Genomic DNA, 12,881 nt, shown 5'->3' on the forward strand with positions numbered 1-12,881 from the left:
CGCTGCTGCACTCAATGGCTCTGAGCGTCAGTCGCTCAGGGTGTCGAAGAAATCCTTCATGCGGGCGAAGAAGCCGGTCGATTCCGGATTGTTGTCCTTCGACGAGATTTGCTCGAATTCCTGCAGCAACTCGCGCTGGCGCTTGGTCAGCTTCTGCGGCGTTTCGATCTGGATCTGGATGTAGAGGTCGCCGGATTGCGCCGAGCGCAGTACCGGCATGCCCTTGCCCTTCAAGCGGAACTGCTTGCCGGCCTGGGTGCCCTCGGGCACCGTGACGCGCGACTTGGTGCCGTCGAGCGTGGTCACGTCGAATTTGCCGCCAAGGGCGGCTGTCGTCATCGAGATCGGCACGCTGCAATAGAGATCGGCGCCGTCGCGCTGATAGAACTCATGTGGCCTGACCGAGAGGAAAATGTAGAGGTCGCCCGCCGGTCCGCCGCGAAGCCCCGCTTCGCCTTCGCCGGAAAGGCGGATGCGCGTTCCGTCCTCGATGCCTGCCGGTATGTTGACCGAAAGCGTCCGCTCTTCGGTGACCCGGCCCTGGCCGTGGCACTTGCCGCAGGGATCGGTGATCGTCTGGCCGCGCCCGCCGCAGGTGGGGCAGGTGCGTTCGATCGAGAAGAAGCCCTGGGCGGCGCGCACGCGGCCGGAGCCGTGACAGGTGCCGCAGGTCTTCGGGCTCGTGCCGGGCTTGGCGCCGGAGCCGGTGCAGACGTCGCAGGTGATCGAGGTCGGAACCCGGATCTGCGCCGTCTTGCCGGTGAAGGCTTCCTCGAGCGAAATTTCCATGTTGTAGCGAAGATCGGCGCCGCGTTCGCGGCCACCGGACGAACGCCGCTGGCGCCCGCCGCCCATCATCTCGCCGAAGATATCTTCGAAAATGTCGGAGAACCCGCCGGCCGCGCCGCCGCCGAAGCCGTTGCCCATGCCGCCCTGCTCGAAGGCCGCATGACCGTATCGGTCGTAGGCGGCGCGCTTCTGCGGATCCTTGAGGGTCTCATAGGCCTCGTTGATTTCCTTGAAGGTCTTCTCTGCTGCCGCGTCGCCGGGATTCTTGTCCGGGTGATACTTCATCGCGAGCTTGCGGAAGGCGCTCTTCAGCTCCTTCTCGTCGGCGTTCTTGGCAACGCCAAGCGTTTCGTACAGATCACGTTTCATTCGTCGAAGATTATCCTGTTGGCATGCCAGCGCGAGGGCTCGGCGGCTGCCCGTTTACCTTGCCACCGATTTAGTAAACCTTGAAGCGCGATACCATAGCCCGAACGGCAGTAGACGCGGTTTTTTGTCGGAAAAGTAACGTTTGCAGCGGCTCGCGGCACCTGTCGCCATGTTTGGCGGTCGCGCCGAGTTGCGCAGGCAACAAAAAAGCCCGGGCGAGCCCGGGCTTTTCGTCGGTTTGAAGGGCGACTTAGGCCGAACGCTTGCGGTCGTCTTCGTCGTTGACTTCTTCGTAGTCCGCATCGACGACATCGCCGTCACGGGCAGCGTCTGCTGCGGCATCCGCATGAGCGGCTTCCGTCTGCTGCGCTTCGTAGATCGCCTGGCCGAGCTTCATGGAAACTTCCATGAGCGTGTTGGTCTTGGCCTTGATGTCTTCGGCATCCGGCTCGGAGGCTTCGACAGCGGTCTTCAGCGCGGCAATCGCGTCGGAGATCGCCTTGCGGTCGGCTTCCGAAACCTTGTCGCCATAATCCTTCAGCGACTTCTCGCTGGAATGGATCAGGCTCTCGGCCTGGTTCTTGGCTTCGACGCCCTCGCGACGCTTCTTGTCAGCTTCTGCGTTCGCTTCAGCGTCCTTGACCATCTTCTCGATGTCGGCGTCGGAAAGACCGCCAGATGCCTGGATGCGGATCTGGTGTTCCTTGCCGGTGCCCTTGTCCTTGGCCGAAACCTGCACGATGCCGTTGGCGTCGATGTCGAAGGTGACTTCGATCTGCGGCATGCCGCGCGGTGCCGGCGGAATGCCGACGAGGTCGAACTGGCCGAGCAGCTTGTTGTCGGCAGCCATTTCACGCTCGCCCTGCGAAACGCGGATCGTCACGGCCGACTGGTTGTCGTCAGCGGTCGAGAAGGTCTGCGACTTCTTCGTCGGGATCGTCGTGTTGCGTTCGATCAGGCGGGTGAAGACGCCACCGAGCGTTTCGATGCCGAGCGACAGCGGCGTGACGTCGAGCAGGAGAACGTCCTTGACGTCGCCCTGCAGAACGCCGGCCTGGATGGCAGCACCCATGGCGACCACTTCATCCGGGTTCACGCCCTTGTGCGGCTCCTTGCCGAACAGCTGCTTGACGGTTTCCTGAACCTTCGGCATGCGGCTCATGCCACCGACGAGAACGACTTCGTCGATCTCGGCAGCCGAGACGCCGGCATCCTTGAGTGCTGCCTTGCACGGTGCGACGGTGCGCTGGATCAGGTCATCGACGAGGCTCTCGAACTTGGCGCGCGACAGCTTCATCGTCAGGTGCTTCGGACCGGAAGCGTCAGCCGTGATGAACGGCAGGTTGATTTCGGTCTGCTGCGACGAGGACAGCTCGATCTTGGCCTTTTCGGCAGCTTCCTTCAGGCGCTGAAGGGCGAGCTTGTCGTTCTTCAGGTCGATGCCCTGTTCCTTCTTGAACTCGCCGGCCAAGTATTCGACGAGACGCATGTCGAAGTCTTCACCGCCGAGGAAGGTGTCGCCGTTCGTCGACTTCACTTCGAAGACGCCGTCGCCGATTTCCAGAACCGAGATATCGAAGGTACCACCACCCAAGTCGTAAACGGCGATCGTCTTGCCGTCCTTCTTGTCGAGGCCGTAGGCAAGCGCTGCCGCGGTCGGCTCGTTGATGATGCGCAGAACTTCGAGACCAGCGATCTTGCCGGCGTCCTTGGTTGCCTGGCGCTGGGCGTCGTTGAAGTAGGCCGGAACGGTGATGACGGCCTTTTCGACCTTTTCACCGAGGTAGGATTCGGCCGTTTCCTTCATCTTCTGAAGGATCATGGCGGAGATCTGCGACGGGGAATAATCCTTGCCGTGCGCTTCGACCCAGGCATCGCCATTGTCGGCCTTGATGATCTTGTAAGGAACCATGTCCTTGTCTTTTTGCGTGGTCGGGTCCTGGAAGGTCCGGCCGATCAGGCGCTTGATCGCAAAAAGCGTGTTTTCCGGATTGGTGACGGCCTGGCGCTTGGCCGGCTGGCCGACGAGACGTTCGCCGTCGTCGCTGAATGCCACCATCGAGGGGGTCGTGCGCGCGCCCTCGGCATTTTCGATCACCTTCGCGTCTTTTCCGTCCATGACGGCGACGCAGGAGTTGGTCGTTCCCAGGTCAATACCAATAACTTTAGCCATGTCGTTCTCTCCTTGCAGCGGACTGTCGGAACCCGGTCAGGCATTCGTAAGACAGCCCCTAACGGGATGGTCTCAGGATTTCTTCGCAGCCAAGACTGCGCCGATGCGGCGTATATAAGGACCGGCGTTTCGGACTGCAAGGCATTCTGCGGGGCGTTTGGGGGCAAATGCAAGTCCGGGATTTGCCTAGCCAGAAATGGGCCATCCGCTGCAGGCGAGAAAGCCACCAGTCGCATGCCTGTGGCGCCGGCTCAACCGCCGGTCAGAATGTCGAAGAGGGTCGTGCGGCGCGTGGCGCCCGTCGTCTGGCCGACATCGGCCGGCGGTACAAGGCCGCCATTGCCCTGGTCAACGCCCTGGCCACCCCATTCACCCCCCTGGTCCGCTGGACGCTGCCCCACGGCGACCGCGCCATTGACCCCAACGGGTGCTTCCGGGAAGGCTTCCGGATCGCCGGAGAGCAAGTCGCCGGCCGGCGCGCCCGTGCCTTCATCGAAGACCGGCTGGACACCGGTGGTGCCGAAGAGCGGCGAGGGCGAGAGGCCCTCATGCGCCGCCATCATGAAATCGTGCCAGGCCTTGGCGGGCAGGCCGCCGCCAGTGACCTTCTTCATCGACTTGCCGTCGTCGTTGCCGAACCAGACGCCGGTCGTCAGGTTCGAAGTGTAGCCGACGAACAGCGCGTCGCGGAAGGACTGCGTCGTGCCGGTCTTGCCGGCCGCCTCCCAGCCCTTGAGCTGCGCCTTCTTGCCCGTGCCCTTGGTCAGCACCCGCACCATCATCTGGTTCATTTCGCTGACGATCGCCGGGTCGAGCACGCGCGGCGGGTTGTCGTAGGTGTTTTCGTAAAGCACCGTGCCGTCGGCCTTGGAGATGCGGCGAATGACATGCGGCGTCGCCTTGAAGCCGCCATTCATGAACGGGGCGTAGGCCGACGTCAGTTCGACGAGGCTGACTTCGGATGTGCCGAGCGCGATCGAGGCATTGGCCTGCATCTCGGAATCGATGCCGAGGCGATGGGCGACCTTGACGACGTTCTGCGGCCCCACCTCCATCACCAACTGCGCGGCGATGGTGTTCAGCGAATTGGCGAGTGCATCGGCGATCGTCACCTCGCCGCGATATTTCTGGTCGTAGTTCTCGGGCGTCCAGTTGCCGATCCGGACCGGACCGTCGTTGCGGATCGACATCGGCGTGCGGCCGATCTCGAGTGCTGCCGCATAGACGAAGGGCTTGAAGGCCGAGCCTGGCTGGCGCTTTGCCTTGGAGGCGCGGTCGAACTGGCTCTCGGCGTAATCCTTGCCGCCGACGAGCGCCCGGATGGCGCCGGTGCCGTCGATCGAGACGAGGGCCGCCTGCGAAGCGTCAAGCTTCTTGCCGTCGGCGTCGAGCGTCGCAGCGATCACCTCCTCGGCCTTCTTTTCAAGGTTGAGGTCGATCGTCGTGTCGATGACGAGATCTTCCTTGATCTCGCCGATCATGCCGGGCAGCTGGTCCATCACCATGTCGGCGACATAGTGCTCGGCGCCGGACCAGTAGCTCTTCGCCTTGGTCGGGGTCTGCGACATCGCCGTCTTGATCTCGCTGTCGGTAACGTAGCCTTCCTCGCGCATGGCGCCGAGAACGACCTGGGCACGCTCTTCCGCGGCCTGCGGATCGCGCGCCGGCGACAGGCGGGAAGGGGCCTTGAGCAGGCCGGCCAGCAGCGCCGCCTCGCCGAGGTTCACGTCGCGCGCCGATTTGTTGAAATAGCGCCGCGATGCCGCCTCCACGCCATAGGCGTTGGAACCGAAGAACACCCGGTTGAGATACATCGCCAGGATCTGGTCCTTGGAATACTTCTGCTCGAGCCAGAAGGCGAGCAGCACCTCCTGCACCTTGCGCTCGAGCGTGCGCTCCGGCGAGAGGAACAGGTTCTTGGCAAGCTGCTGCGTCAGCGTCGAGCCACCCTGCACCATGCGGCCGGTGGTCAGGTTCGTCAGCATGGCGCGGGCGAGGCCCAGCGGATCGATGCCGAAATGTGAATAGAACCGGCGATCCTCGATGGCGATCACCGCCTGCGGGATATAGGGCGACATGTTTTCGAGCGACAGCGCTTCACCGCCGGTGGTACCGCGATTGGCGATGACGTCGCCGCTGACCGCAAGGATCTTGACGTTCGGTGGCCGCTCGGGGATCGACCAGCTCTCCGCGCTCGGCATGCGCGCGCCGTAGTACAGCACCAGGCCGCCGACGCCCATGGCGCCCCAGATACCGAGCACGATGCACCAGTAGAACAGCGTGCGCACAAGGCCGATGAAGCCGCCGCCGCCAGAGCTGCGACGCGCGCTGCCGCGCTTGCCAGCTGCCTTCTTCTTGCCGTTGCCCTTCTTGCTGTTGCCTGAAGATTTGCCGCGGGGCGCCTTGCGGCTGGCGGTCACGCGATCGCTGGCCTCGACGCGAAAATCGTCGTCATCGTTCTCGTTTCCTCCGAACGATGGCTCGATCCGCTGTCCTGACCTGCCGTTTGTTGCCATGCCGTTGGGTTTGTCCCTCTGCCGTTTGCGGGGGCCGACTGGCTCGACCGCGACGGTGACTTCGATCTCGACGGCGATAACTGCGCTTTGCGCCAATCCGCCACGGCGACCGGGTGAACTTTAAATACGGCAATTTAAGGGGGAGTTAAGAAGCGGATCGTGAAATACGCATGGTCTTCAACAGCTTGCCCATGTGATGCGCAGCCCGGTGCAGTATGTGAGACGGTCCCCGCCGTTATGTAGGCGAACCCAATATGGTCGCGTCTATTGGATGGAGCTCCGCAGTGGCGTGTCTTCGACCGCCACGGTTGATGCCGCGGCGCCGGGCTCGGTAAAGTCGTAGAGCCATTGGCTATAGGGAAGCCGAAACAGAACCCGCTTCCCCAGATGGTTCATCGCCACTTCCTCGCAGTTCTTTGCCGGGTAGGCCTGGCGGCCGCACATGGCCCGCGGGCTGTCCACCAGGCGGTAGTCGTGCCCTTGATAAACGAGTGCTGTCATCGCTCTCAACTTGAAGGAGCCCGGTGGCAGCACGACGAAGCGAAGGCTGGCGATCCAGGTGGAGAGGATCAGGACAACGATGATTGCGGTGGGGACCTGGAGCAACAATTTCATTCTGAAAACCTGCAATTATGGAGAGCAAACGCAATTATTTTAATATTGCTGGTCGTATATCAGAAAAGACGAAGGAGAGTAAAAAGCTATCAAGGGTTGTGGTTTCCGGTCGGTTACCGCGCCATACATGGCTTTGCGCCTCGGCCCGTCGGTGAGCTGAACCATGGCTCAGGCTCCGATGAGCGGTTCGATATGCCTCGACCCCTGCTGCTTCGCCTTCACGATTTTGTGCAATGCAAAAATCTTGTCTTGAAATTGCTGCGACGCATGATTATTATATGACTTATCGAAGCGCTGCACCTCCTCCCGCGGCGCCCGATGCGGATCGGTGGCACTCCTCCTCCCAGTCACCGATCAAGTTCGAGAGCCCCGTGTACCTCCTCCCACACGGGGCTCTTTTCATGTCTCGAATGCGGCCGTGTTTCCCTGTATGTGGCACCTGTCGTGCGCAATTGGCGGCGCGGCGGGTTCTCGCAGGTATCGGCGCGCCATGACGTCCACCGTCTCACAGGCTTCCAAAGCAAACGGCTACATCTTCACGCTTCTGGCGATCGTCATCTTTTCGATCCAGGACGGCATCTCCAAACATCTTGGCGCGATCTATCCGCCGGTCTTCGTTGCGATGATCCGCTATTGGGCCTTCGCGCTTTTCGCGATTGCGCTGGCTGCGCGTACCAAAGAAGGTCTGAAAGTCACGGCGACAACCAGAAGGCCGTGGCTCCAGCTCGTGCGCGGCGTGTTGCTGCCAACCCAGATCGTCATGGTGATCACGTCTTTCACCTGGGTCGGGCTTGCCCATTCTCAAGCGATCCTGGCGGCGACGCCTCTGTTCGTTGCCCTCCTGTCGATGCCGCTTCTCGGTGAGCGCGTCGGCTGGCGGCGATGGCTGGCTATTTCCGTCGGTCTTGGCGGCGTGCTTCTGATTCTGAAGCCCGCGGACGGCCTGTTCGACCGGACCTTCCTCTTGCCCCTCGGGGCGGCCCTGCTGTTTGCGCTCTACGTCATCGTCACGCGGCTCGTCAGCCGCCAGGATTCGGCGATGACCAGTTTCTTCTACACCGGCGTCGTCGGTGCTGCCGCGATCAGCCTGGTCGGCCCGTTCTTCTGGGTCACGCTGGCGCCGGCCGACTGGGGCTGGATGCTGCTGCTTTGCATTACCGGATCCTCCAGCCACTACTTCCTCATCCGCGCCTATGAGGTGCTGGATGCGGTGGCCGTTCAGCCGCTCACCTATCTGCAGCTGGTTTTTGCCTCGATCATGGGCGTGACGATTTTCAGTGAGACGCTGACCGTCAACATGATCGTCGGCTCCGTGCTGGTGGTCGCAGCCGGCATCTTCACCGTGTGGCGCGAGCGTGTCGTTGCTCGACGCCGTGCCGGCTTGCCACCGGCCTGAGCTCGACCAGAGACGACTGCATGTTTCCTTTAATCGTAGCCGATTGAAGGACAAAAACATGCAGCAATTCAAAGTGCTACAGCGACCTTTGCGCGTCTCATAAGACGCGCGGTGCTGTCGGGAAACATCCGGGTGGCGAATTCTGCTATGGCTTCGCCTTATTGTTGTGCTCGGCTGCGCACGACAACAGGAGGACTGCCATGAAGTTTCGCTCCACCGTCTTCGCCCTCGGCGCATTTGCAGCGTTGAATGGCGAAGCTCTGGCACAAGAAGGCGTCGCCTATGTCGACGACCGTTCCGACGGCGCAGCTCTCGTCCGTTCGCTCTACAATGCCATCAACCGCAAGGAATATGCCCGCGCCTACGGCTATTTCGGCGAAACGAAGCCGGTCGGCGGCTTCAAGTCCTTCACCCGCGGCTATGATCGCACCGTGTCGGTCGAAGTGAAGATCGGCAAAGTGAAAACGGAGGCCGGCGCCGGCAGCATCTATTCCGCGGTTCCGGTTGCGGTGAAATCCACCGAGCAGCGCGCGCGGGTCCGGTTCTTCGCCGGCTACTACGTCACGCGCATCATCAACCCCTCGCTGCAGGTGCCGCCGTTCACGCCGTATCAGATCGAAGCGGCGCGGCTGCGCGAAGTGAAGGGGCCGCTCGAGCAGGCGCTGCCGACGGTCTGCAACGCGTCCTGAGGAGGGAGCGCGTCGTTTCCGCAGCCCTGCAATGCGAGGCAAGCTGAAGCAAAGCGATCCCCGCTAGGGAAGGTCGGTTCCTCCCGGGGGAGGACGTTGGGCCACGAAGCGAGCCCGCTCGAAGACGAGGATCACCACCAAGGCCAGGACAAAGGGGATGACCAGGTAGAGCAGGCGGAAGATTGCAAGGGCGGCAAGTACGTCGGCCGGATCCATTTCCGGCAGCGCGGCAATGAATATCAGCTCGAGCACGCCGAGCCCGCCCGGCGCATGCGAGAGCAGCGCCGCCGAGAACGAAGCGAGGAAGATCCCGAGGATGACGATATAGCCCGGGTTTCCGGCTTCCGGCAGCGCGAAATAGATGATGCCCGCTGCGCCGACCAGCTCCACCGGCGCGATCACCAATTGCCGGAAGACGATTCTCGGCTTCGGATAGTGCAACTGGAACCATCGTGTGCGGAACGACGGAAGCCCGACGAGGCTACCGATGACATAGAGCCCGATGACGACGAGGATCAGCACGCCCGTGGTCAGCGACATTTCCACCGGCAGGAATTCGGCGAAGCGTTCGATGATGTCGGGCCGCACCAGGAGGACGATGGCCGAAAGCACCAGCGTGCCGAGCGTGAAGGTGAAGGAGCAGAAGGCGACGAGCACGCCCACTTCGCCCGCAGAGAGTCCCTTGGAGCGATAGGCCCGGTAGCGCACGACCGCGCCGGAAAAGACCGAGGCGCCGAGATTGTGCGAAAGCGCATAGGTCGTGAACGAGCAGAGCGTGATGAACCAGATCGAGATGCGGTGTCCGAGATGGTCGAGCGCCAAGCGGTCGTAAGCCGCAAGCGCCGCATAGGCGACCAGCGTCGAGCCGATTGCCAGCAGCCAGCTCTTGAGCGAGATCGCGTTGAAGCTTGCGAGGAACTCGTCGAGCGAAAGGCCGCGGAGCTCGTGATAAAGTGCATTCACCGAAAAGAGGATCGCGAGAAGGCCGACAACGGGCCAGAAATAGGTCTGCAGCCTTTTCATACCGGCGCCGCGATCGGTGCGAGGAAGTGGGCGAGGCGTTCCAAGGACACTTCTGCTGCAGCTGCCGGAGTGGTTCTCCAAGCGGAGACATTCTGTTTTCTAGGCTGCCTTGTCATAGCGTCACGCCCGCAGCGCGACGCTTCGGTCCTTACCCTTGCCAATGATCCGATTTCCCTTTGTGATTTGTTTCACAAAAAGGAAGCACCTGAGACCCCGCAGGTCAAGGATTGAGGGTCTGCCGAAACCGGAGAAACCGACGGGAAACGGTGAAGGGGAAACGGTAAAATGTGGAGGTGGCGCCGATCCAGCGGCGATGCGCGCGCGTCGGCAGTCAGATTGCGCGTGAGGGCTGTGTCGTCGGTGGAGGCGCAACCGAATTCGAAGAGGCCGCAGCGGAGCACTCCGCTGCGGCCCTGAAGCAAGTTGAGCGGGACACGAGCGGAAAAGCCGTGCGCACCCCACATCCCGCTCCGGCTGGATTAAGCAGCGAGCGCATCCAGGATACGGATCCAGGAGCGGATGCCCTTGTGGTAGGACTGCAGCTCGTACTTCTCGTTCGGCGAATGGATCCGGTCGTCTGAAAGGCCGAAGCCAACCAGCAGCGATTCCATGCCGAGCATCTTCTGGAAGTCGCCGACGATCGGGATCGAGCCGCCCATGCCGATGATGACGGCCGGCTTCGGCCACTCGTCGGAAAGGGCCACCTTCGCCGTGTTGAGCAGCGGCGATTCATAGGGCAGGTGGATCGCCGGCGAACCGCCGTGGGCGTGGAACTCGACCGAGCAATCCGCCGGAACCTTGGAGCGGACATAGGCGCGAAACGCCTCGCGGATCTTTTCCGGGTTCTGGTTGCCGACGAGGCGGAAGGAAACCTTCGCCGAAGCCTCGGCCGCGATCACCGTTTTGAAGCCTTCGCCGGTATAGCCGCCGGTGATGCCGTTGACTTCCGCGGTCGGGCGCGCCCAGGTCAGTTCCAGCACCGAGCGGTTCTTTTCGCCCGACGGGATCGACAGGCCGATTTCGCCGAGGAACTTCTCCGCCGTCTGGCCGAGCGTTTCCCAGGCGGCCTTGATCTGAGCCGGGGTTTCTTCGACGCCGTCGTAGAAACCGGGGAGTGTGACGCGGCTGTTCTCGTCGTGAAGGCCGGCAAGAATGGTGGTGAGGATGCGGATCGGGTTGGCCGCGGCACCGCCGAAGTAGCCCGAATGCAGGTCGCGGTCGGCAGCCTTCACGATGACCTCTTCGCCGACGAGGCCGCGCAGGCCTGCGGAGATGGCCGGCGTATCGCGGTCCCACATGCTGGTGTCGCAGACCAGCGCATAATCGGCCTTGAGCTCGGCGGCATTGGCTTCAAGGAAAGGCTTCAGCGACGGCGAGCCGGATTCCTCTTCGCCTTCGAACAGAATGGTCACGCGGCAGGGCAGGCCGCCATGGACGTCCTTGTAGGCGCGTACTGCCTCCACGAAGGTCAGCAGCTGGCCCTTGTCGTCAGCCGTGCCGCGGCCGGTGATCACCTTTCGGCCGGGTTCGATTTCCTTGATGCCCGGCTCGAAAGGATCCGTGTCCCAGAGGTTCAGCGGATCGACCGGCTGGACGTCGTAATGACCGTAAAACAGCACGTGCGGCGCATCCGGCTTGGCGGCATCGTGATGGGCGACGACCATCGGATGGCCGGGGGTGTCGCGCACCGAAGCGGTGAAGCCGAGGCTGTTGAGTTCCGCCACCAGCCATTCGGCGGCCTTGCGGCACTCCGCCTTGAAGGCCGGGTCGGTCGAGATCGACTTGATCCGAACGAGATCGAACAGCCGGTCGAGGCTGTCAGGCAGATTGGCGTCTGCGCGTTCGAGAACGGGGGTGATGTCTGCCATCATGCATATCCTTGCTTCAAGTTTTGCCGGAACCTACTGCATCAATCGCCAAATCGAAATCGATTTAAGGACGACGACACGCAGCAAATTAAAGTTCTACAACTGCTGGCGAGTGTTCGACGCTGCGCCTTCAGAAGCGCAAAGTCACCGGACGCGCTCGCATTGATTTAGAGCCTAAGGCCATTCTCCTTAAGCCAAATTTTTTGATGGATCGATCAGGGGAGGTGCGAAGCTTCAGGCGCGGCCGTCGCCACGGGCCACGCTGGCAAGCGCCATGCGCATATATTCGAGCATCAGCTCGCGCTCGAAGTTCCTGAGGCCGGAAAGCAGCGACTGGTCGGCGGCAAGGGCTGCTTCCTTGGCGGCAGCCTCCATCTCCCTTGCCCGTTCAGTCAGGAAGATCTGCTGTGAGCGCTTGTCCTGGGGGTGCTTGCGCCTGATGATGAGCCCGTCGCGCTCCATGCGCGAGAGCGTGTTGGCCATCGTCGCCTGCTCGATATCGAGGCGATCGAGCAGTTGCTTCTGCGTCAGGCCTTCCTCGGCCCAAAGTTCGAGCAGAATGGGAAACTGACCGGGTGCGAAACCAAGCTTCTGGCCGCGCTCGTGAAGCGCGCGCGAAAAGCTCTTCGCCAGCAGGCTGGCCAGATAGGTTGCAGATTCCATCCGATTGAAGGCCATGCCTATCGGTACGCCCGAAGCGCCATGAAGACAAGTTACAATGCAGGCGATGAACCTTGGGGAAGCGCGGGCTCACTTCGATTTGACCGGACTTTATCGAAAGCCTTGATGCCAAACAAAAAACCGCCACGGCGCGGAGGCGGCGCCGTGACGGTTTCTTGAAAACGGGACAAAGGCCCGGAGAGGGGGATAAGGCCTTTGTCCTCATCTGGTGCGGGCGGGGGACAGGCCAATCACCAGAAGACGGCATCACTCGGTGCCGTTGAGTAGGATTTGAGGATTCAAATGTGGCTTTTCAAGGATAGGTAGGGCGAATCGGACATTACAAATACGTAACGTTTGCGTGAAAGCCGAATGCCGTTCAAAAGCCCGTCGAGCGCCGGTTCCGCAAGGCAAAAAAGATCTCGACCAAACCCATCGCAAGTGCGACCAAGACCCCCGTTTTCGCCACGTCGCCGATGGACTGATCCGGCCCGACGCACATGATGACGATGAAGGCAGCGAAGAGTACGGCGCGCGCGATCGCGTATTCGACCTTCTGCCAAAGCGGCCAGGGCCTGCCGTCGGCGCGTCTGAAATGGGTGTCGAGCCCAGCTGTTGCAAGCAGATAGATGGGCGCAAACAACGTCTTGATTGCGACGAGGAACCCTGGATCGCTGAGCAGGAGCCAGGAAATGGTGAAGCAGGCCACCGCAAACCCGGAAAGGACAAGATACCGCCTGAGGGCATAATGCACGTTATGCGGCATGACTAATCTCCTTTGAG

Annotated in this window: 10 protein-coding genes; 2 read left to right on the forward strand and 8 right to left on the reverse strand. The window is 61.8% G+C overall.

What is annotated here, in order from left to right; genetic code table 11:
• Positions 1 to 27: 27 nt before the first annotated feature.
• From dnaJ to PWG15_RS19120, 4 genes are all read right to left on the reverse strand, one after another.
• Entirely contained in the window at positions 28 to 1,158 is a 1,131-nt protein-coding gene (gene dnaJ, locus PWG15_RS19105) for a molecular chaperone DnaJ (RefSeq protein ID WP_275022127.1), read from the reverse strand.
• A 250-nt stretch (positions 1,159 to 1,408) separates the two neighbouring features.
• On the reverse strand, positions 1,409 to 3,331 hold the full coding sequence (dnaK, locus tag PWG15_RS19110) for a molecular chaperone DnaK (RefSeq protein ID WP_057247762.1): 1,923 nt from the start codon (positions 3,329 to 3,331) through the stop codon (positions 1,409 to 1,411).
• Between the two features lie 251 nt (positions 3,332 to 3,582).
• Positions 3,583 to 5,847, reverse strand: a complete 2,265-nt coding sequence (locus PWG15_RS19115; protein ID WP_275024465.1) for a transglycosylase domain-containing protein — start codon at positions 5,845 to 5,847, stop codon at positions 3,583 to 3,585.
• A gap of 264 nt (positions 5,848 to 6,111) precedes the next feature.
• Positions 6,112 to 6,462: a hypothetical protein gene (locus PWG15_RS19120; protein WP_275022129.1), complete on the reverse strand. Its 351-nt coding sequence runs from the start codon at positions 6,460 to 6,462 to the stop codon at positions 6,112 to 6,114.
• Positions 6,463 to 6,952: 490 nt separating this feature from the next.
• Here PWG15_RS19120 and PWG15_RS19125 point away from each other — a divergent pair, with 490 nt between their 5' ends.
• Positions 6,953 to 7,858: a DMT family transporter gene (locus PWG15_RS19125; protein ID WP_275022130.1), complete on the forward strand. Its 906-nt coding sequence runs from the start codon at positions 6,953 to 6,955 to the stop codon at positions 7,856 to 7,858.
• 200 nt (positions 7,859 to 8,058) lie between these two features.
• Complete coding sequence (locus PWG15_RS19130; protein ID WP_275022131.1) at positions 8,059 to 8,547, forward strand: hypothetical protein; 489 nt, start codon at positions 8,059 to 8,061, stop codon at positions 8,545 to 8,547.
• 63 nt (positions 8,548 to 8,610) lie between these two features.
• Here the strand turns inward: PWG15_RS19130 and PWG15_RS19135 are convergent, their stop codons facing one another.
• The 4 genes from PWG15_RS19135 to PWG15_RS19150 form a co-directional block, all read right to left on the reverse strand.
• On the reverse strand, positions 8,611 to 9,570 hold the full coding sequence (locus PWG15_RS19135) for a lysylphosphatidylglycerol synthase transmembrane domain-containing protein (RefSeq protein ID WP_275022132.1): 960 nt from the start codon (positions 9,568 to 9,570) through the stop codon (positions 8,611 to 8,613).
• Positions 9,571 to 10,049: 479 nt separating this feature from the next.
• On the reverse strand, positions 10,050 to 11,441 hold the full coding sequence (locus PWG15_RS19140; protein WP_275022133.1) for a M20/M25/M40 family metallo-hydrolase: 1,392 nt from the start codon (positions 11,439 to 11,441) through the stop codon (positions 10,050 to 10,052).
• 231 nt (positions 11,442 to 11,672) lie between these two features.
• On the reverse strand, positions 11,673 to 12,116 hold the full coding sequence (locus tag PWG15_RS19145; RefSeq protein ID WP_275022134.1) for a MarR family winged helix-turn-helix transcriptional regulator: 444 nt from the start codon (positions 12,114 to 12,116) through the stop codon (positions 11,673 to 11,675).
• A 361-nt stretch (positions 12,117 to 12,477) separates the two neighbouring features.
• Complete coding sequence (locus tag PWG15_RS19150) at positions 12,478 to 12,864, reverse strand: hypothetical protein (RefSeq protein ID WP_275022135.1); 387 nt, start codon at positions 12,862 to 12,864, stop codon at positions 12,478 to 12,480.
• Between the last annotated feature and the right edge of the window lie 17 nt (positions 12,865 to 12,881).

It is taken from the genome of Ensifer adhaerens (genome assembly GCF_028993555.1).
Lineage (GTDB): Bacteria > Pseudomonadota > Alphaproteobacteria > Rhizobiales > Rhizobiaceae > Ensifer > Ensifer adhaerens_I.

Coding starts and splice junctions, on each gene's coding strand:
- dnaJ (WP_275022127.1), bottom strand. CDS start 1,158: ATGAAACGTGATCTGTACGAAACGCTTGGCGTTGCCAAGAACGCCGAC.
- dnaK (WP_057247762.1), bottom strand. CDS start 3,331: ATGGCTAAAGTTATTGGTATTGACCTGGGAACGACCAACTCCTGCGTC.
- PWG15_RS19115 (WP_275024465.1), bottom strand. CDS start 5,847: ATGGCAACAAACGGCAGGTCAGGACAGCGGATCGAGCCATCGTTCGGA.
- PWG15_RS19120 (WP_275022129.1), bottom strand. CDS start 6,462: ATGAAATTGTTGCTCCAGGTCCCCACCGCAATCATCGTTGTCCTGATC.
- PWG15_RS19125 (WP_275022130.1), top strand. CDS start 6,953: ATGACGTCCACCGTCTCACAGGCTTCCAAAGCAAACGGCTACATCTTC.
- PWG15_RS19130 (WP_275022131.1), top strand. CDS start 8,059: ATGAAGTTTCGCTCCACCGTCTTCGCCCTCGGCGCATTTGCAGCGTTG.
- PWG15_RS19135 (WP_275022132.1), bottom strand. CDS start 9,570: ATGAAAAGGCTGCAGACCTATTTCTGGCCCGTTGTCGGCCTTCTCGCG.
- PWG15_RS19140 (WP_275022133.1), bottom strand. CDS start 11,441: ATGATGGCAGACATCACCCCCGTTCTCGAACGCGCAGACGCCAATCTG.
- PWG15_RS19145 (WP_275022134.1), bottom strand. CDS start 12,116: ATGGCCTTCAATCGGATGGAATCTGCAACCTATCTGGCCAGCCTGCTG.
- PWG15_RS19150 (WP_275022135.1), bottom strand. CDS start 12,864: ATGCCGCATAACGTGCATTATGCCCTCAGGCGGTATCTTGTCCTTTCC.